Source organism: Sphingopyxis bauzanensis (assembly GCF_002205675.1).
In the GTDB taxonomy this organism is placed as follows: Bacteria; Pseudomonadota; Alphaproteobacteria; order Sphingomonadales; family Sphingomonadaceae; genus Sphingopyxis; species Sphingopyxis bauzanensis.
The window spans coordinates 180,926-198,829 of sequence record NZ_NISK01000003.1 but is presented as its reverse complement, the minus strand read 5'-3'; the positions used below and the strand labels follow the sequence as shown (position 1 = coordinate 198,829).

At 64.2% G+C, this 17,904-nt stretch carries 19 protein-coding genes; 4 read left to right on the top strand and 15 right to left on the bottom strand.

Annotated features, from left to right (window positions below; genetic code table 11):
- Positions 1–3: 3 nt before the first annotated feature.
- The gene (glmU, locus tag CDQ92_RS12255) at positions 4–1,350 is read right to left on the bottom strand and encodes a bifunctional UDP-N-acetylglucosamine diphosphorylase/glucosamine-1-phosphate N-acetyltransferase GlmU (RefSeq protein WP_229667078.1); all 1,347 of its coding nucleotides are present in this window, start codon (positions 1,348–1,350) and stop codon (positions 4–6) included.
- A gap of 162 nt (positions 1,351–1,512) precedes the next feature.
- On the opposite strand from glmU, the gene CDQ92_RS12250 reads away from it, so the two are divergent.
- Positions 1,513–2,178: an HAD-IA family hydrolase gene (locus tag CDQ92_RS12250; protein ID WP_088441699.1), complete on the top strand. Its 666-nt coding sequence runs from the start codon at positions 1,513–1,515 to the stop codon at positions 2,176–2,178.
- Here the strand turns inward: CDQ92_RS12250 and CDQ92_RS12245 are convergent.
- The 8 genes from CDQ92_RS12245 to CDQ92_RS12210 form a co-directional block, all read right to left on the bottom strand.
- Positions 2,175–3,203, bottom strand: a complete 1,029-nt coding sequence (locus tag CDQ92_RS12245; RefSeq protein ID WP_088441698.1) for a nucleotidyltransferase domain-containing protein — start codon at positions 3,201–3,203, stop codon at positions 2,175–2,177. The genes CDQ92_RS12250 and CDQ92_RS12245 overlap by 4 nt on opposite strands.
- The gene (locus tag CDQ92_RS12240; protein WP_088441697.1) at positions 3,185–4,048 is read right to left on the bottom strand and encodes an HprK-related kinase A; all 864 of its coding nucleotides are present in this window, start codon (positions 4,046–4,048) and stop codon (positions 3,185–3,187) included. Before CDQ92_RS12240 ends, CDQ92_RS12245 begins: the two co-directional genes overlap by 19 nt.
- The gene (locus CDQ92_RS12235; protein WP_088441696.1) at positions 4,045–4,326 is read right to left on the bottom strand and encodes an HPr-rel-A system PqqD family peptide chaperone; all 282 of its coding nucleotides are present in this window, start codon (positions 4,324–4,326) and stop codon (positions 4,045–4,047) included. Before CDQ92_RS12235 ends, CDQ92_RS12240 begins: the two co-directional genes overlap by 4 nt.
- On the bottom strand, positions 4,319–4,765 hold the full coding sequence (locus tag CDQ92_RS12230) for a MarR family winged helix-turn-helix transcriptional regulator (protein ID WP_088441695.1): 447 nt from the start codon (positions 4,763–4,765) through the stop codon (positions 4,319–4,321). Before CDQ92_RS12230 ends, CDQ92_RS12235 begins: the two co-directional genes overlap by 8 nt.
- A 163-nt stretch (positions 4,766–4,928) precedes the next feature.
- Positions 4,929–6,974, bottom strand: coding sequence for a TonB-dependent receptor (locus tag CDQ92_RS12225; RefSeq protein ID WP_088441694.1), 2,046 nt, complete (start codon positions 6,972–6,974; stop codon positions 4,929–4,931).
- Entirely contained in the window at positions 6,971–7,603 is a 633-nt protein-coding gene (gene maiA, locus CDQ92_RS12220; RefSeq protein WP_088441693.1) for a maleylacetoacetate isomerase, read from the bottom strand. Before maiA ends, CDQ92_RS12225 begins: the two co-directional genes overlap by 4 nt.
- A gap of 141 nt (positions 7,604–7,744) precedes the next feature.
- Positions 7,745–8,713 carry an SO2930 family diheme c-type cytochrome gene (locus CDQ92_RS12215; RefSeq protein WP_229667072.1) on the bottom strand — a complete coding sequence of 323 codons (969 nt, stop codon included), beginning with the start codon at positions 8,711–8,713 and terminating at the stop codon, positions 7,745–7,747.
- 56 nt (positions 8,714–8,769) lie between these two features.
- The gene (locus CDQ92_RS12210) at positions 8,770–9,981 is read right to left on the bottom strand and encodes a parallel beta-helix domain-containing protein (RefSeq protein WP_088441691.1); all 1,212 of its coding nucleotides are present in this window, start codon (positions 9,979–9,981) and stop codon (positions 8,770–8,772) included.
- A 149-nt stretch (positions 9,982–10,130) separates the two neighbouring features.
- Here CDQ92_RS12210 and CDQ92_RS12205 point away from each other — a divergent pair, with 149 nt between their 5' ends.
- Positions 10,131–10,493, top strand: coding sequence for a DUF2147 domain-containing protein (locus tag CDQ92_RS12205; RefSeq protein WP_144035766.1), 363 nt, complete (start codon positions 10,131–10,133; stop codon positions 10,491–10,493).
- 108 nt (positions 10,494–10,601) lie between these two features.
- On the opposite strand, the gene CDQ92_RS12200 is transcribed toward CDQ92_RS12205, so the two are convergent.
- The 6 genes from CDQ92_RS12200 to CDQ92_RS12175 form a co-directional block, all read right to left on the bottom strand.
- A complete protein-coding gene (locus CDQ92_RS12200; protein ID WP_088441689.1) occupies positions 10,602–11,300 on the bottom strand; it encodes an aspartate/glutamate racemase family protein in 699 nt (232 codons plus the stop codon).
- 122 nt (positions 11,301–11,422) lie between these two features.
- Entirely contained in the window at positions 11,423–12,925 is a 1,503-nt protein-coding gene (locus CDQ92_RS12195) for an NAD(P)(+) transhydrogenase (Re/Si-specific) subunit beta (RefSeq protein WP_088441688.1), read from the bottom strand.
- A 1-nt stretch (position 12,926) separates the two neighbouring features.
- Positions 12,927–13,208: a proton-translocating transhydrogenase family protein gene (locus CDQ92_RS12190; RefSeq protein ID WP_088441687.1), complete on the bottom strand. Its 282-nt coding sequence runs from the start codon at positions 13,206–13,208 to the stop codon at positions 12,927–12,929.
- 165 nt (positions 13,209–13,373) lie between these two features.
- Entirely contained in the window at positions 13,374–13,997 is a 624-nt protein-coding gene (locus CDQ92_RS12185) for a fasciclin domain-containing protein (protein WP_088441686.1), read from the bottom strand.
- Between the two features lie 245 nt (positions 13,998–14,242).
- Positions 14,243–15,361 carry an NAD(P) transhydrogenase subunit alpha gene (locus CDQ92_RS12180; protein ID WP_088441685.1) on the bottom strand — a complete coding sequence of 373 codons (1,119 nt, stop codon included), beginning with the start codon at positions 15,359–15,361 and terminating at the stop codon, positions 14,243–14,245.
- A 10-nt stretch (positions 15,362–15,371) separates the two neighbouring features.
- Positions 15,372–15,494, bottom strand: coding sequence for an aa3-type cytochrome c oxidase subunit IV (locus CDQ92_RS12175; RefSeq protein ID WP_088441684.1), 123 nt, complete (start codon positions 15,492–15,494; stop codon positions 15,372–15,374).
- Positions 15,495–15,763: 269 nt separating this feature from the next.
- Between CDQ92_RS12175 and CDQ92_RS12170 the strand changes: the two genes are divergently transcribed.
- Together CDQ92_RS12170 and CDQ92_RS12165 are read left to right on the top strand one after the other, a co-directional pair.
- On the top strand, positions 15,764–17,167 hold the full coding sequence (locus CDQ92_RS12170; RefSeq protein ID WP_229667070.1) for a sigma-54-dependent transcriptional regulator: 1,404 nt from the start codon (positions 15,764–15,766) through the stop codon (positions 17,165–17,167).
- A gap of 18 nt (positions 17,168–17,185) precedes the next feature.
- Complete coding sequence (locus CDQ92_RS12165; protein ID WP_088441682.1) at positions 17,186–17,902, top strand: SDR family NAD(P)-dependent oxidoreductase; 717 nt, start codon at positions 17,186–17,188, stop codon at positions 17,900–17,902.
- The last annotated feature ends 2 nt before the right edge of the window (positions 17,903–17,904 follow it).

Below are 17,904 nucleotides of genomic sequence, written 5' to 3'. Positions count from 1 at the left end.
TCCCTACTTGCCCGCCTTTTTCTTGAGCATCGCATCGTGGAAACGGTCGGCCCAGCCGGGTTTGACCATTTGTTCGGCCCGGACCATGCGCAGGTCGCCCGCCGCGACGTCGCGCGACACCGCGCTACCCGCCGCGACAATCGCGTCGCGGCCGATGGTGACGGGGGCGATCAGCGCGCTGTTGCTGCCGATGAAGGCGTTTTCGCCGATCACCGTCTGATATTTGAAATACCCGTCGTAATTGCAGGTGATCGTCCCCGCGCCGATGTTCGCGCCAGCGCCGACGGTCACATCGCCAAGGTAAGTGAGGTGGTTCGCCTTGGCGCCCTTGCCCAGCACTGCTTTTTTCGTTTCGACGAAATTGCCGATCTTGGCCTTTTCGCCCAGTACCGTGCCGGGGCGCAGACGCGCGAAGGGGCCGACCTCGCAGCCGGTGCCGATGGTGGTGCCCTCGAGATGGCAATTGGCGCGGATCTTCACATTGTCGGCGACGGTGACGCCGGGGCCGAAGAACACATTGGGCTCGATCAGGACATCGCGACCGAGCTGCGTATCCCAGGCGAACCACACTGTGTCTGGCGCAATCAGGCTGGCGCCGTCGGTCATCGCAGCCACACGCCGCCGCGCCTGCCACTCGGTTTCCATCGCTGCCAGTTCGCCGCGGCTGTTGATCCCGGCGACGTCATAGGGATCGGTGACGACCACCGCACAATGCCGTCCGTCGGCGTTTGCAATATTGACGATATCGACAAGGTAATATTCCTTCGCCGCATTGTCGTCGGTCACCCGCGCCAGCAGCGGGAAGAGGTCTGTCGACTTCGCCGCCATCAACCCCGAATTGCACAGCCGCACCGCGCGCTCGGCGTCGGTCGCGTCTTTATGCTCGACCATCTTGGTCACGCGGTCGCCTTCAGTGATGACGCGGCCATATTGCTGCGCATCGTTGGGCTCGAACGCAAGCACGACGACCGCGGGCGCATCATCGGCGTTCAGCCGGTCGATCATCGCTTGCATCGTGGCGGCAGGTACAAAGGGAACGTCGCCGTAAAGGATCAGCACATCGCCATCGAAACCCGCGAGCGCAGCTTCGGCCTGCTGCACCGCATGACCGGTGCCCAGCTGCGGATCCTGCACTGCCAGGTCCGCGGTGCCCGCCAATGCGGCCTCGAGCTGGTCGGCCTTGTCGCCGACGATGACGACCTTTTTCGCGGGGTTCAGCGCGTCGACGCTGGCCATCAGGTGCAGCAACATCGGCCGCCCGGCGATCGGGTGCAGTACCTTGTGCAGGTCGGACTTCATGCGGGTTCCCTTGCCTGCGGCAAGGACGATGACGGCGATAGGATTGCTCATGCCCGCTGCCATGCCAGCAAATCATTGCGGTTTCCAGAGCGTCGCGCCAATGCGCTTCCTCAAATTCGTTCGCTTCGAGCGCAGTCGAGATTCCTGTCGTCCATGCCCGCCTTATAGGTGTCTCGACTTCGCTCGACACGAACGGAAATCAGGAGGTGCCGTGTGAGTTTTCCTTTCGCGACCGTCGGCTTCGACCTTGACGGCACGCTGGTCGATACCGCGGGCGACCTGACAGCCGCGGTCAACCTGGCGCTGTGCCTCGCCGCGCGGGCGCCGCTGCCCGAGGCCGAGGTGCGGCCGATGATCGGGTTGGGCGCGCGGCATATGCTCGAACGGGGATTCGCCGCAACCGGCGGCATTCCGGGCGGCGATTTCGAGCGTCTCTATCGCGAATTGCTGCGGTTCTACGAAGCACATATCGCAGTCCAAAGCCGCGTCTTCCCTGGCTTGATAGCCGCGCTCGATCGGCTCGATACGCTCGGGGTGAAGACCGCAGTGGTCACCAACAAGCGCGAAGATATGGCGCGTAAGCTGCTCGGCGAGCTCGGGCTGGTCGACCGGATGGCGACGATCATCGGCGGCGACACGCTCGGGCCGGGCAACGCCAAACCCTCCCCCGCGCCGATCATCGAAATGGTCGCCCGCTGCGGCGGCGGACGCGCGGCGTTTGTCGGGGACAGCATCTATGACGTGATGGCCGCGAACAGCTCCGGGGTGACCAGCATTGCGGTCAGCTTCGGCTTTCTGGATCGGCCTGCCGACGAGCTTGGTGCGGATCATGTCATCGACCATTTTAACGACCTTGTGCCGCTGTTGACGCGCCTCTAACGCTTCCGCCATTTCGTCCACAAATGCTGCGCCAGCATCATCGGCGGCATCCGCAGCCAGTGCGAGCGGATGTAGAAGGCTTGCTCAAGTAGCGGTCGGGTCACCCGTCCCCAATCGTCGCGGGCGAAGAGGCGCTGGCGAAACCAACGGTCGCTCGCCTCCTGCCCGTTCCATCCTGCGGCGACCACCGCGCCGTACAGATCCCGCGACAGCCGCGCCGCACGCTGCACCGCATCCTGCAAGCCATGCAGCCGCGCGCGCCGATCAAGCTGCTCCCAAAACCGCGGATCGGTCGCGGCAAAATCGCGCGTCATCAGGTGAAAATCCCACAGATTGCGCAGGCCACCCTGCAAATCGCCGTCGGCCAGCATATGCGCGGCGCAGTGGCACGCCATGTCAGCGGGGTTCAGCACCGCAAAGCCGTCGGCGCTCGCCACCGCATCGCTGACCAGCGCCAACGCATCAGGGGTAATCCGGTGGGTGCGCGGTAGGATGGCGTGGTGGACGTCGATCATCCGGTCGCGCGACTTGTGGATCAGCGGCGGCAGTTCGTGCATATGCTCGCGGTAATAGAAATCGTCATAGGGGTCGGATTTGACCCATTCCCACCCGGCATTGAGCAACGCATTCTCGGCGCGGCGAATGTCCGACGCGAGCACCAATATATCGAGATCGCCGATCTGACGCCCTGCCGCACAAGCCATCCCCGCCGCGGCATAAGCGGTGCCCTTCAGCAGCACAAACTCGATCCCTTGCGGCGCCAGCGCGCGGCGCGCCATCTCGGCCTCCCACAGCGCCTGCTGCTGTGCAACCGCGGCGGCCGCGCGCTGGTCTGCGAACAGCGCCGCGACGCTGGGTGGCAGGTCGGCGCCCTCCAGCCGGTGCGCGAGGGTCGCCAGCATCGCCTCACTGCGCGCAACGCCGATCACGCCGTCCCAGTCGCGCGGCGCCAAAGCGGAGGCCTCGCGGCGCCCGGCGAGCAGGTCGACGAAGATCCGGACCGCGCTCACTTTGTTTCTGCCCATAATTGCTCGACCAACGCGATACCGGTCGCGCTGTCGGGATAGGAAATGCCGAACGCGGGCGTCTCGCGCACCAGCCGCGTGAGCGCCCCAAACCCCGCCTCGCCCAGCGCGACATAATTGGTCGACGCCTCGGTCAGCCGCACAAACGCCTCGCCTTCGCCCATCGGCTCGATCGCCGCCGCCCCGCCAAAACGCGGGAACAACAACAACGCCGGACGCGCGGGCTCGTGCATCGCCGCGATCGCGGCGGCGCGCGGGATCAGGTGGCGGATGTCGCCCTTGGGCGTCCCCGCCATCAGCGGCCCCAGCCGCGCGGCGTCGACCTGCGCCGCTACCGCAGCAATCGCCTCATTCTTTAGGCTGACCGCACGCGGGAAGGCCAGTGCATCGCCGCTTACCGGATCTATGAGCGTGAATTCATCGCCCATCAGCCGCCATTCGCCTTCGCCAAGCAACGCCGCGAGGGTCGATTTACCTGACCCCGATTCGCCCGACATGATCAGCGCGCGACCATCCCGCGCCACCGCACTCGCATGGAGCAGCATATGCCGCCGCCACCCCAGCGCGACCTGCAAATTCATCCCCATTTCGGCGGCAAGCAGCCCCATCGACAGCGGCAGCGGCAACGCGGCGGGAACGACAAAATCGCCGCCGCTATGCACCGAAGCCCGCACCCAGCGCCGCCACGACCGCGCCGCGAACAGGCAAACCGTAGCGTCGGCGGGGCGCGCTTCGTCCTGCGGATAGCCCGCGTACAATTGCTCCAGCGCGGCAATCGGTTCGGGCCAGTCGCTGCCGATACGAAACTGCACCGGGCCGACCGCAATGCGCTTGCTGTGCCTCACGCGCGCGCCACCAGCCCCATCGCCGCCAGTTCGCTCAGCCGCTCGGCGAGGATCGACTGCACATCGTCCGCGCCGTCGAAGTCGAAGCTCTCGGCAAGCCGCGCCGCGAGGGTCGCAGTGTCGCAATCGGCCGCGCCCATCGCCGCCAATATTTCGGGCATCGGCGATACCACCAGATGCGTCTGCATCGACCGGCGATCGAAAATCGCGGTCAGTTCGCCCAGCGGCTCGACGCGCAGCGCGCCTGGCGGTGCAGCGCGATAGACCAGATCAGGCATAATCTTCGGCGGCGGCGGTCAGCTTGGCTAGGATCGCCATCATCGTCGCGCGTTCGGCGGCGGTGATATTCGATTCGAGCTGCGTCTCGCTCGCCAGCGCCGCAGGGACGATCGCGTCGTAAAGCGACCAGCCCGTCTCGGTGAGCTCGAGATGGTGCGACCGCCCGTCGACTTCATGCGCCTGCCGCGCGATCAACTGCCGCTCGGCAAGCGCCTTGGCGGCGCGATTGACCGTCACCTTGTCCATCCGCGTCGCCTCGACCAGTTCACGCTGCGTTTTCGGCTTCCCCTCCCCCAGCACCGCCATCAACCGCCACTCGGGAATCTTCAACCCGAACCGGTTTTGATATTCCGCCGCGATCCGTTCGGATAACGCGTTCGACGCAATCGACAGGCGATAGGGCAGAAAATTGTCGAGGTTCAGTTTTTTGGCGGCCATGGTCTAACCTTATCGACTGTTTGTCGTCTGTGAAGCCTCGTCATACAAAGTTTCTGGAACGATTCTCGCTTCCGAATCCGTCATTGCGAGCGCAGCGACGCAATCCAGAGCGGTTTACGCCACGCTAGATTGCTTCGCTGCGCTCGCAATGACAAAGGGGGTGTTAGAATTCCACCCGCGCACCGATCCACAAGGTCCGCGGCGTCGCGCGCTCGACGATCCCTGCTGAGGAGAACGACGCAGGCACCAGTTCGTCGAACAGATTTTCGCCGCGCGCCTCGATGCTCACCCGATCAACGACGCGCCACGTCAGCCCGGCGTCGAGCGTCAGCGCGTCGTCCAGAACCAGCAAACCCAGATCATCCTCATTCTGTTTGCCGATATAACGAAGCGTCGCGAAACCCTGCACGGCGTCCATTGTGTTGCTGCGCAGCGAAACACTGCCGCCATGTTTCGCGATCTGCGCCGGACGGCGACCATCGAGCGCCGCCGCCCCGCGCGACGCATCGACCGTGGCGTCGGTCAACGCATAGGTCGCGCGCAGCGTCAGAAATTCGATCTTCTGTTCACCGCTGATCTCGACACCCTTGGTGTCGATCGCGTCGAGATTCTGCCGCTGGCTAAGGTTCGGTGCCAAGGTCACATTGGCGATAGCGTTGGTCAGGTGGTTGACGAACAGGGTCGCCGACAGCTTGGTATCGTCGCGGTTCCAGTCGACCCCGACCTCGCCGCCCCACAACCGTTCGGGCTTCAGCATTTCGTTCGCCGTCGTCACCTCAGCCCCGACGCGGAACGGGCGGTAAAGCTCGTTCAGCGTCGGCAGGCGCCAGCCGCGATAGCCCGCGGCGCGAAGCGATACGAAGTCCGACGACCAGCGCACGGCTGCGCGTCCGCTGCCTTCCCAACCCTGCCGTGCGGCAAAGCCAAGGTTTGTAATCGTCGTGCCGCCGATATTGCGTTCGAGGCGAAAGCCTTCGCCGAGCCACCAGCGATCGACGCGGCCGCTGAGCGTCCAGAGGAAACCGTAACCAGCGTCGCCCGTGGTCCATTCGGCGAAGGCGCCGACGGTGTCGGCGCTGCCGCCCGCGAAGCGGTGGCGGCCGGGAACGGTACCCGCGAAGAAGAAATCCTCCTCGGTGCGGCCGGTCGTGCGGCGCCAGTCGACGCCGGCGCGGAGCGGGTTTGCGCCGCCAATCGCCAGGCGAAGTTCGAAGCGCGCGCCAAGGCCGGTCGCGGGAACGCGCTGAAAAAGCGCGGGAGCAACACTGTTCCGACCCGCCGCAACGCTCGCGAACCCGCTCTCGAAATCGCGCAGCTGGATATAGGCGAGCGCCAGCCATTGCGTCGTCGCCACTGGATCATGAACGACCCGCACGCTGGCATCGACGCCGTCGACCTTGCTGGCCGAGAAGTCGGTCCCCCGGTCGCGCCGGTCCGAAAAACCGCGGAGGCTTGCCTCGATACGACTGTCGTCGCCCGCGTCGAATCGCAGGCGCAGCCCTAGTCCGCCCTGCTCATAAGGTGCCGCTCGATCAACCGCGCCGCGCTGGCCCTTGGCGACGGGGATGAAGCCGTCGCCACGGCTGTAGCGGCCGTCGACCGCGACCTGCCCATGACCCAGCTCGCCCCCTGCACTCGCCGACATGTCCCAGCTACCGCGGCTGCCATAGGCGGCGCTCGCGGCAATCCCGTCGGTCATCGTCGAATGGAGGCCTATGGTGCCCGCCAGCGCGCCGGGGCCGTCGGCGCCGCTGCTACCTCCGCGCGTCAAGACGATACCGCCAAGGCTGATCGCATCATAAGCCGACCACGCCACCCAGCCGCCGAAAGGATCAGCTTGCGGTACTCCGTCGAGGGTGACGAGCGCGCGGCTCGACGCATTGCCGCCGAGGCCGCGCAGCGTGACGCCCTGGCTCGTCGGATGCGCGCTGCGCCCGTCGCTGCGGCGGAACTGGACGATGCCGGATTCGTCGCGCAAACGGTTTTCGATCCGCGCGCCGAGGCCGGGCTTCACATCCAGCAATATATTGGACGATTGGATGAGATCGCTGTCCGTTTCACGTAACAGGCCGCTCCCCGATACGACGATTTCTTCGCGCGAAACGACCCTTGCAGGGATGATGATTTCTTCGGCCGCTTTCTCCGTTTCCTGCGCCATCGCGGCCGTCGGCAAGACCAGTGCTAAAGTTCCCGCAAGGAGCCGGATCACGCGGGCTTCACCGCGTCGGGATGCGCGTTCTGAAACGCCTCCAATTCCAAACACGCGGCGTCGATCGCCACCAAGCGCGGATAATCGTCCAGCGGCACTTCGAACCGCCGCGCGTTGTACATCTGCGGAACCAGGCAGCAGTCGGCGATGCTCGCCGTATTGCCGCCGAGATAAATTCCGTCGCCCGCCATCGCTTCCAGCGCCTCGAACCCCTGCGCGATCCACGTCGCGATCCAGCGGTCCTTTGTCTGCTCGTTGAGCCCCAGATCGCGGGTCAGATACTTGAGCACGCGCAGATTGTTGAGCGGATGGATATCGCTCGCCACCACCTGCGCCTGCGCCAGCGCCACCGCGCGCGGCATCGCGTCCTCGGGGATCAATCGCGGCTCGGGAAAGGCACGGTCGAGCCAGTCGATGATCGCCATGCTCTGGATGATCGGCTCGCCGTCGGCGACGAGCATCGGGACAAAACCCTGCGCGTTGAGTTCCAGATAGGCGTCGCTGCGCTGCTCGCCCGCGATCAGGCTGACCTCGACACGCTCATAGGCCAGTCTTTTGAGGTTCAGCGCGATGCGCACGCGATAGCTGGCAGAGGAGCGGAAATAGTCGTGGAGGACGAGTTGGGTCATGCAACGCTCCTTAAGGCCAAGCGGTCGGCATAGAAACCCACGTCATTGCGAGCGAAGCGACACAATCCAGAGCGGTTTACGCCGCCTCTGGATTGCCGCGTCGCTTCGCTCCTCGCAATGACGAGATGTGGAAAAGTCAGGCTATCCGCCGCCCTTCGGCATCTCCGCAATCCATTGCCGCAGCAGCGCCGCGCCTTCCTTGTGCACCGTCGACCGCCCCACCTCGGGCATCGCAATGCCGGGATCGGTGCTTTCGAGGCGATAGATCATGAAGCTGTGCGCGGGGTCGCCGGGCGCGATCGCGAAATCCATGCCCCCACTGCCGCGCCCCGCCGCGGTCGGGCGCTTGCCGATGCCGTAATTGACGCCGGTGGGATCGTCGGTCCAGCGCAGGAACAGGCCGCTGTTCGACGCGCTGCCCGCCGGGTTGTGGCAATGTGCGCAATTGACGTCGAGATAGGCACGGGCGCGGTCGGCGACACTGCGCGACTTGAGATCGTCCCAATGCGGTATCGTCCGTTTCAGCGCCGCGGGAGTCTCAAAATAGCGGTCGCGCACTTGGCTCGTCGTTGCGGGATCAAGAATGAAATTTTGCGCCTTAGGCCCGATCGGTTCGATCACCCCATTCTTGCTGTGGCATTCCTTGCATTGATTCTTGTTCGGCACAGCATAACGGATGCTGTGCGCCTCGCCATCGGGGCTCTTGAAGCTCACCGGCACGCGGCGCCCGCCGAGCGCCAACGTCGCATCCTTGCCATCGGCGTCCCAGATATAAGGCAGCGCGACCCAGCCCGACGCGCGGTGGATCAGCAGCCGTGTCTCGACCGGTTTGCCGCCATTATGGTCGGCCCAGCCGAAACTTTTGAACAGCACTGTCCCAACCGGAAACTCGATCGTCCCTCCCGCCGCGACGCGCGCTTCGCGGCCTTCCGGGATGTACACGAAGCGCTGCTTGTCGGCATAATCGCTGAACAGCGGCGTGTGCAGCTTATAGCCGAAGGCAGCGATCGGGCGATAGGCGTCCGCGGTCATCCCGAACCCGAAAGCGGACAGCTTTTGCGGCGTCGCCTCGCCCTCGATCACGGCCTGATCAACGGTCGGATCACTCATGGTGGCCGCACCGCTGACGCAGCAAAGCGCCGCCGCTAGCGCTGCGAATATGCGCTTCACCGGACCTTCGCCTCCATCGCATCGGGCAGTTTGATCGCGGGCAGCACCGCGGGCGGTGTGCCCTTCGACAAATCGGCAGGCGACGGTTTCGCCTCGCTCTGCGGCGTTTTGACATCGGGCAGGTTCAGCGACAGCACACCGACTTTGTCGAGCACGATCGCATCGCCGGACCCGTCCCACAGGACGGGCGGGATGCTCCCGCCCATCGCCGCCGCGATCATGTCGCCACCGGCGAATTTGGGCGCATAGCCCGCCTTGCCATGCTGATTGCCGCGCACGACGATCTGCCGCGGCAGCGGTTGATATTTCGGGTCATTTTGCTCGTACCGATAGCCGACAATCATCACGTTCGCAGTGCCGTTGTTGTCAAAGATATTGTCGAAAATCTCGACATGGCGATTGGCCATGACCAGCACTCCGGTGCCGGCCGGAACGCTCGCGACGATATTGCCCTTTGGCGCAAAATTCGGCGTGCTGTTGTCGTTGACGATATTCTCGAACACCCGGACATTATGCCCGCCCTGCATCGGCAGGCTGGGCAGATCGAAAACCAAGATGCCGCCGGTGTTCTTGGTCGCGATATTGTCGTGGACGTCGGCGTTGTAGCTGTTCTCGATCTCGATCCCCGCGACATTCTCGGTCGCGATCGAATCGCGCACGATGATATTTTTCGACTGACCGACATAGATGCCGGCGTCCGACGCGCCGCGCACATACACGCTGTCGATCAGCACGTCGGTGCTTTCGACCGGATAGATCCCATAGGCACCGTTGGTCTCGTTCGGCCCGGCGGTCCATTCGACGCGCAGCTGGTGATAGACGATGCGGTCGGCGCCCTTCGACTTGATCCCGTCGCCCTTGGTGTTGAGCACCGCAAAATTGGTCAGATACACGTCGTCCGACGTGACAAGCAGCCCCTCGCCCGCGCCCTGTTGCCCGGTGAAGTCGAGGACCGATCCGCCCTCGCCCGCCCCGGCGCCGCGCACCGTGACATTGGCGACGTCGAGCGACAGGCCATCGACCAGCTTCCACACCCCGGCGCCCAGCTGTACGACGTCGCCCGGTACGGCCAGGATCAGCGCTTCTTGCAGCTTTTCATTGGCGTCGGGCGTTGTCGCACTGACGCTGATCGTCTTGGCGCTCGCTGGAACGGCAACGAAGGCCGCCAAAATGCCCAGCGTCGCCGCGTGAAAGCCGTTGAATCGCATCGCTCTCTCCCCTGATTTTGAGAGAACATGCGGCAAGACTTGACGGATGCCAAGCGGGTTGCTGACATGCGTGTAGCTAAAACCGGGGAGAGGTCGCTTTGCTTACCAGATTATCATTGGCGCTCGTTGCGCTTATTGCCGTGCCATCGATGGCCGCCGCGCCCGCGCCGATAACCGGACGCTGGAAAACCGACGACGGCAAGGGTGTCGTCGTGATGACCGTTTGCGGCAATAAGATGTGCGGACGCATCGAGCGTGTGCTGGTTAAGCAGCCCGCGGGCGGCCAGCTCGACGAGCGAAATCCCGACAAGGCGAAGCGGGGCCGCCAGATCACCGGGCTGCAAATCTATTGGGATTTGGTTCCGCATGGCGATGGCTGGAAGGGTGAGGGTTACAGCCCCGAGGATGGGCGCTATTACAAAGCGCATCTGCGCGTGAAGGGTGGCAAGTTGACGATGAAAGGCTGCGTCAGCGTGTTTTGCCGCACGGTGACGTGGACGAAGATGAGCTAATCTTTGTGAATGCCCGTTCGTGTCGAGCGAAGTCGAGACACCCCGAAGTCATGCCGGACCGATAGGCATCTCGACTTCGCTCGATGCGAACGGAATCACAATGTTGAGCTAAGCTGCATCCCCCAAAATCCAATCCACGCCCGCCGCGACATGAATCCGCGTCGTGTCGTAAATCGGCAGCACATTGGCGTCGGGATCGACCAGCATCACCAGCTCGGTGCACGCCAGCACGATCGCCTGAATATCCTGTTTGGCGATGTCCGTGATAAAGGTCTTCATCGTGCGCCGCGACGCTTCGTTCGCCTTGCCCAGCATCAGCTCTTCATAGATGATCCGGTCGATCTCGTCGGCGCGGTTGGTGTCATAGGGCGCGAGGGTCAGCCCGTGACGAACCAGCCGCTGGCGGAACCAGGGTTCGGTCATCACGTTGCGCGTGCCGATTACCGCCGCCGCATTGATCCCGTCAGCCTTCATCTTTTCGCCGGTTTCGTCGACGATGTGGAGCAGCGGGATCGAGATCGCCGCGGCGACGTCATCGGCCACCTTGTGCATCGAATTGGCGGCGATCATCAGCGCGGTCGCGCCCGCCGCTTCCAGGCGCTGCGCAGACGCTATCAGAACCTCCTTGGCATGCGTCCATTGTTGGGGCGTGGTCAGCCGCGACAGGTCGCAATAGTTGAGGCTTTCGAGCAGGATGGGTGCCGAGCAGGCGGTGCCCAGCCGCTTTTGCACACCCTTGTTGAGGTGCCGGTAATAAAGCTCGGTCGATGCCCAGCTCATGCCGCCGATCAGGCCGATTTTACGCATAACAAAATTATGTCCCTTTTTTCGTCACCCCGGCGAAGGCCGGGGTCTCGCCGTTGCAATTCAACGCGAGGTCGAGATTCCGGCCTTCGCCGTGATGACGATTCGGGTCAATGGCTGTGGAATCAGTGACCCCCACCATTGAGCGCCTTGACGATGTCGTCGGTCATCTTTTTGGCATCGCCGAGCAGCATCATGGTCTGGTCCATATAGAAAACGTCGTTGTCGACCCCGGCATAACCGACTCCGCCCATCGACCGCTTCACGAACAGCACCGTCTTCGCCTTTTCGACGTCGAGCACCGGCATACCATAAATCGGCGATGTCTTGTCGGTCTTCGCCGACGGGTTGGTCACATCGTTGGCGCCGATAACGAAGGCCACATCGGCCTGCGCGAACTCGCCGTTGATGTCCTCCAGCTCGAACACCTCATCATAAGGGACGTTCGCTTCGGCAAGCAGCACGTTCATATGGCCGGGCATACGCCCCGCGACCGGGTGGATCGCATATTTGACCGTCACGCCCTCTTTCTTCAGCAAGTCGCCCATTTCGCGCAGCGCGTGCTGCGCCTGTGCGACCGCCATGCCGTAACCGGGGACGATGATGACGGTGTCGGCCTGGCTCATCAGGAACGCCGCATCGTCGGCGCTGCCGGGTTTCCAAGGCCTTTGTTCCTTCGATGCGCCATCGCTGGCCGCGGCATCGGCGCCGAAGCCGCCCGCGATCACGCTAATGAAGCTGCGGTTCATTGCGCGGCACATGATGTACGACAGGATGGCGCCCGACGAACCGACGAGCGCGCCGGTGATGATCATCGCGGTGTTACCGAGGGTAAAGCCCATCGCCGCTGCGGCCCAGCCCGAATAGCTGTTCAGCATCGACACGACGACCGGCATGTCGGCGCCGCCGATCGGGATGATCAGCAGGAAACCGATCAGGAAGCTGAGCCCGGTAACGGTCCAGAACACCCATGGCGACTGATCGACGGTGAAATAGGCGACCAGCCCGATGATCGCGGCCAGCGTCCCGAGATTGATGATATGGCGCCCGGGCAGCATGATCGCCGCACCCGACATATTGCCGTTGAGCTTGAGAAAGGCGATCACCGATCCCGAGAAGGTGATCGCACCGATCGCGATGCCCAGCCCCATTTCAATCCGGCTGACCGTGTAAATCTGCCCCGCCGCATCGGCGATGCCGAAGGCTTGCGGGTTGAGATAGGCGGCTGCGGCGACCGCGACCGCGGCCAACCCGACGAGACTGTGGAAGGCCGCAACCAACTGCGGCATCGCGGTCATTGCGATGCGCCGCGCCATGACGATGCCGATGACGGCGCCGATTGCGATTGCGCCGAGGATTTCGGCGATCCCGACCAGATCAGGGCCGACATAGCTGTTGGTCGCATCGCCGGTTTTCCACGGCACATGGGTGACGAGGGTGGTGACCACCGCGATCGTCATGCCCATCATGCCGAAACGGTTGCCGGCTTGCGCCGTCGCCGGGCTCGACAGCCCGCGCAGCGAGAGGATGAAAAGTACGCCCGCGACCAGATAGGCGATGGCGGCCCAAGGATTTACGGCAAGGCCATGCTCGCCGGTCGCGGCGGAAAGGATCGACTGAAAATCCATCTCAGCGCTCCTTCTTCTTGTACATCGCCAGCATGCGCGCGGTGACCGCAAAGCCGCCAAAGATGTTGATGCTCGCCATCACGACCGCAGCCAGCCCTAGCCATTTCGACGAGGCCGATCCCGCGGCGGCGCTGGCGATCAGCGCGCCGACGATGATCACCGACGAAATGGCGTTGGTGACGCTCATCAGCGGCGTGTGCAGCGCCGGGGTCACCGACCACACAACGAAATAGCCTACGAAACACGCCAGGATAAAAATCGAAAATATCGCGATGAAATCCACGGCACGCTCCCCTGCTGATTCCGCTTGGGGCACCTCTTGCCGCGCACATGCCGGCGTGTCGACTCCAAAGCGGCCAAAAAGAAAGGCCCGCATCTCTCAAAAGTGAGAAATGCGGGCCGATCGGGACATTAAATGACGTGGAGGCCGGTTAACCGGCCTGCCGGATTACATCTTCGGCACGAGCACTGCGTCAACGACATGGATTACGCCGTTCGATTGGTCCACGTCCGCCTGCGTCACGGTCGCCTTGTTACCGCTGGCGCTGGTCAGGATGATCGAATCGCCGCTCTGGGTCGCAATCAGATCCTGACCTTCGACCGTTTTGAGCGTGGCTTTCCCGCCGCCCGCAGTGATCTGCGACGCCAGGTCGGCAGCCATCACCTTGCCGGGGACGACATGATATTTCAGCACGCCCGCCAGCACTTCCTTCTGCGCCGGGCGCATCCAGCCGTCACGCGTTACCGGCGCGACTTGCGAGAAGGCGGCGTCGGTCGGCGCGAACACGGTGAACGGACCTGCGCCCGACAGCGTTTCGACCAAACCTGCCTGCGTTACCGCAGCCACCAGCGTCTTGTGGATCGGCGAGGCCGACGCATTTTCGACGATGTTCTCGGTTGCCCGCATTTCGGCGCCGCCGACCGTCGGATTGGCCCCTGCGGATTCGACCGGCGCCATTTCGCCTTCGGCCACAGTCGTGGTTTCGGTGGCCGGCGTTTCGGGGCTGCTGTTGCAACCAGCGAGCCCAAGCCCAGCCGCGGCAACGGCAGTAAACAACATAGCGCGCGTCATAAAATTCTCCTTTTGAACCCGCATCATTGAGCGATCGTTCGGTTCGGCGGCGGGCTAAGCCTCTGCGGACGTAGCTACGTCCGCTCCGCCGAATAGACGCACCGCAAGGTAGAATAGTTTCATTGCGCTAGGAAAACCGCTGTGTTTTCAACCCGGCTGACGATCGTCGTCTAGCATCGCGCGCGGGAGCGCCGTGCCCATCGTTTCATCCCGGCGTCCAGATCATCGAACGCTGGACAAGTCGATCAGAGCAGGCGCTCGTTCACGACCTTGCCGCCCTGCGTCAGCCGGATCGCATTACCGATTTCCTCGTCGAGCACGGGCTTGCCCGCTTCCTTGTCCCAAAAGGCCGACAGGAAGTTGAACAGGTTGCGGCTGAACAGCGCGCTGGTGTCGGCGGGCATTAGCGCCGCGATGTTGCTTGCGCCGATGACGGTGACGCCGTGGATGCGCTTGGCTTCGCCGGGCACCGATCCTTCGACATTGCCGCCGCTTTCGGCCGCCATGTCAACGATCACGCTGCCGGTGCGCATCGTCGCCAGCTGCGCGTCCGAAATCAGCCGCGGCGCGGGGCGCCCCGGGATCAGCGCGGTGGTTATGACGATGTCCTGCTTGGCGATGTGCGACGATACCAGCTCGGCCTGCGCCGCCTTATATTCGTCGGACATTTCGGTCGCATAGCCGCCCGCGCCCTCGCCTTCGATGCCCGCGACGCTCTCGACAAAGATCGGCTTGGCGCCGAGCGACATGATCTGTTCCTTGGTCGCGGCGCGCACGTCGGTGGCGCTGACCTGCGCGCCGAGGCGCCGCGCGGTCGCGATCGCCTGAAGACCGGCAACACCGACGCCCATCACAAACGCCTTCGCGGCGCTGACGGTGCCCGCCGCGGTCATCATCATTGGAAAGGCACGGCCATAGGCGTTCGCCGCCATCAGCACCGCCTTGTAGCCCGCCAAATTCGCCTGACTCGACAAGATATCCATCGACTGCGCGCGCGTGATACGCGGCATAAATTCCATCGCCAGCGCTTCGATCCCGAGCTTGGCATAGTCGTCGACCCGCGCGCGCTCGCCGAACGGGCTGAGTCCTGCCGCCAGCCAAGCGCCGTCGGCAAAGCCGCTCAGCCCCTTGGGATCCGGCCCCTGAATCGCGAGGATGATGTTCGCGCCCTTCAGCACCTCGGCGCGGGTGGCGACGGTGGCGCCCGCGGCGCTATAATCGGCATCAGCGACCGAGGCCGCTACGCCCGCTCCCGATTCGACGGCAACTTCGGCGCCCAAGCCAATGAACTTCTTCACGGTTTCGGGTGTGGCGGCGACGCGGGTCTCGCCAGCGGCGAGCTCCTTCAGGACAGCGATGCGCATGCCGACCCGGTCAGGACGCGATGAGGAGAACGACGAAGACGGTCACGATCGCGGTGATGATCGATCCGACTTTAAACAGGCTGAGGAAACCCGAATAGGTTTCTTCCGCTGCCTTCATTTCCTGCTCTGCCATGGCTCTTTCCCCTTCAGCCGCCGTTTCCCCGGCACAGGCGCGCCGCGCCCGGCCCAGAATCGGCCTTCGCGCCGGTCTTAGCCACGCGACCGCATATGCTCAAGAGGCGCTTTGGCTATGCGCCTGTCGCTGCAAAAGTCGAACGGCCTTAATCGCCCCTTTACCGGTGTGGCGTACATCACAGCACTTGAGCGGAGGAATCGGCACGACGGCGCCGAACAAGGGCAGATTCGAACACGATGGCAACGACGCGCGACACGCGAACAGTGATGATCGTCGACAGTGAGCCGGCGCAGCAACGTTTTTTGGCGGCGCTGGTATCGCGCGGCGGCTGGCGCAGCGTCGTTGCGGGCGACACCGACACCGCGCTCGCCAAGCTCGGCACCCAGGAAGGAATGGCGCTCGACGCGGTGCTGGTCGATCAGGGTACGCCCGGCATGGATATGGCAGAATTTGTCGCCGAACTGCGCCGCTGGCGCCCCGCCCTGCCGCTCATCGTCATCACGATGCGCAACGGGGTCGAGGTTGCGGTTGGCGCGATGCGCGCCGGGGCAAGCGACTTCGTCCAGAAACCGATCGCCCCCGACCGCCTGCTCGAAGCACTCGACCGCATCGTGTCGACCAGCGGCCCGCAAGGCGAACTGCGCCCGCTGACCGAAAAACTGCGCGCGCCGCTCGCCTTCGAGGAAATCATCGGGTCGAGCCCCAATTTCCGCAGCGCGCTCGCAATCGCCGCCAAGGCCGCCCGCGCCCGCGTCCCCGTCATGATCAACGGCCGCCCCGGCACCGGCAAGGAGGTCTTTGCCCGCGCCATCCACAGCGCGTCCCCACGCGCCCGCGGCGCATTGGTGATGGTCGATTGCTCGGCGGTTTCGCCGGGGCTGATCGGATCGGGGCTGTTCGGGCATGAACGCGGCGCTTTTGCCGGCGCCTTCGACCGTCAGGTCGGCCGACTGGTCCAGGCCGATGGCGGCAGCGTCATCATCGACCATGTCGAATGCATCCCGCTCGAAACCCAGGCCAAGCTGGTCGAATTTCTGAGCAGTGGCGAAGTCCAGATGATCGGTGGCTCGATCCGCCAAAGCGTCGACGTTCGCATCATCGCGACCAGCACCAGCCCGCTCGAAAAGCTGATCGAGGCCGGGCATTTCCGCGAAGACCTCTACTATGCGCTGTCAAGCGCGCAATTCACCCTGCCCTCGCTGTCCGAACGCCGCGGCGACGTCGGCCCCCTCACGCGCCACCTGCTGGCGCGCATCGGCGGGCTGCCCGGCATGGGGCCGATCGGGGTCACCGACGACGCGCTGCGCCTGCTCGCTGCCTATGCCTGGCCGGGCAATGTCCGCCAGTTGCAGGACGTGCTGTTCCGCGCCGCGGTGAACAGCGCGACCGACGTGCTGACCAGCGCCGACTTCCGCGCCATCGAGGCGACGCTCGGCGGCGGAAGTCCTAGCGGCGAAGGCGAGATTGCGATCAATGGCGAAGCGATCGGCGTCACCCTCTACCTGCCCGACGGCAATCTGCGCCCGCTCGAAGAAATCGAGGCCGACGTCATCCGGCTCGCCATCGGTCATTATCGCGGCCGGATGAGCGAAGTCGCCCGCCGCCTCGGCATCGGTCGCTCGACGCTGTATCGCAAACTCAGCGATCTCGGGATCGACACCGCGGCCTGACGCCGATATTTTGCGGCAATGGATTCTGATTTTTCTGGAAGAACTGCGCTCGTCACTGGCGACGCCTCAGGGATCGGCCTTGCGGTCGCGAACGCTTTGCGCGCCGCGGGCGCCATGGTGATCGGCATCGATCGTAGTCGCGGCGACGATGTTGCCGACCCCGACATGTGGTTGGAGCGCGCCGACAGCCTCGCCGCGGTCGATCTCGCGGTCGTCAACGCCGGCATCAGCGACGCCGCCCCGATCGTCGATATCGATTTCATGGCCTGGCGGCGCTTGCTGGCGGTCAACCTCGACGGCGCGATGCTGAGCTTGCAGGCTGCGATGCGCGCAATGACCGCGCACGGCCGCGGCGGTGCGATCGTCACCACGGCGTCGATTTCAGGGATCAAGGCCGAACCCGGCACCGGCGCCTATGGCGCGTCAAAAGCGGCGCTGATTCAGCTCACCAAAGTTGCCGCCAAGGAGGGCGCCCCGCACGGCATCCGCGTTAACGCGATCGCGCCGGGCGGGGTCGATACCCCGATCTGGGACGACATGCCCTTTTTCACAGACCTGATCGCCAGCGAAGGGTCGCGCGATGCTGCGATGACGGCGATGGCCAGAATGGCGACGCCGCTCGGCCGCTATGCGACCGCTGAGGAAACTGCGGCGCAGATCCTGTTCCTGCTGTCGGATGCCGCCGCCACCATCACCGGCAGCGTGCTGACCAGCGACGGTGGCTACAGCCTGTAAAC

Bases quoted from the DNA above. Each gene is read 5' to 3' on its own strand.
- CDQ92_RS12175 (WP_088441684.1), bottom strand. From the start codon at position 15,494: ATGGCAGAGCAGGAAATGAAGGCAGCGGAAGAAACCTATTCGGGTTTC.
- maiA (WP_088441693.1), bottom strand. From the start codon at position 7,603: ATGACCCAACTCGTCCTCCACGACTATTTCCGCTCCTCTGCCAGCTAT.
- CDQ92_RS12195 (WP_088441688.1), bottom strand. From the start codon at position 12,925: ATGGATTTTCAGTCGATCCTTTCCGCCGCGACCGGCGAGCATGGCCTT.
- CDQ92_RS12170 (WP_229667070.1), top strand. From the start codon at position 15,764: ATGATCGTCGACAGTGAGCCGGCGCAGCAACGTTTTTTGGCGGCGCTG.
- CDQ92_RS12245 (WP_088441698.1), bottom strand. From the start codon at position 3,203: ATGGGCAGAAACAAAGTGAGCGCGGTCCGGATCTTCGTCGACCTGCTC.
- CDQ92_RS12215 (WP_229667072.1), bottom strand. From the start codon at position 8,713: ATGAGTGATCCGACCGTTGATCAGGCCGTGATCGAGGGCGAGGCGACG.
- CDQ92_RS12205 (WP_144035766.1), top strand. From the start codon at position 10,131: ATGGCCGCCGCGCCCGCGCCGATAACCGGACGCTGGAAAACCGACGAC.
- CDQ92_RS12230 (WP_088441695.1), bottom strand. From the start codon at position 4,765: ATGGCCGCCAAAAAACTGAACCTCGACAATTTTCTGCCCTATCGCCTG.
- glmU (WP_229667078.1), bottom strand. From the start codon at position 1,350: ATGAGCAATCCTATCGCCGTCATCGTCCTTGCCGCAGGCAAGGGAACC.
- CDQ92_RS12210 (WP_088441691.1), bottom strand. From the start codon at position 9,981: ATGCGATTCAACGGCTTTCACGCGGCGACGCTGGGCATTTTGGCGGCC.
- CDQ92_RS12180 (WP_088441685.1), bottom strand. From the start codon at position 15,361: ATGCGCATCGCTGTCCTGAAGGAGCTCGCCGCTGGCGAGACCCGCGTC.
- CDQ92_RS12200 (WP_088441689.1), bottom strand. From the start codon at position 11,300: ATGCGTAAAATCGGCCTGATCGGCGGCATGAGCTGGGCATCGACCGAG.
- CDQ92_RS12235 (WP_088441696.1), bottom strand. From the start codon at position 4,326: ATGCCTGATCTGGTCTATCGCGCTGCACCGCCAGGCGCGCTGCGCGTC.
- CDQ92_RS12165 (WP_088441682.1), top strand. From the start codon at position 17,186: ATGGATTCTGATTTTTCTGGAAGAACTGCGCTCGTCACTGGCGACGCC.
- CDQ92_RS12185 (WP_088441686.1), bottom strand. From the start codon at position 13,997: ATGACGCGCGCTATGTTGTTTACTGCCGTTGCCGCGGCTGGGCTTGGG.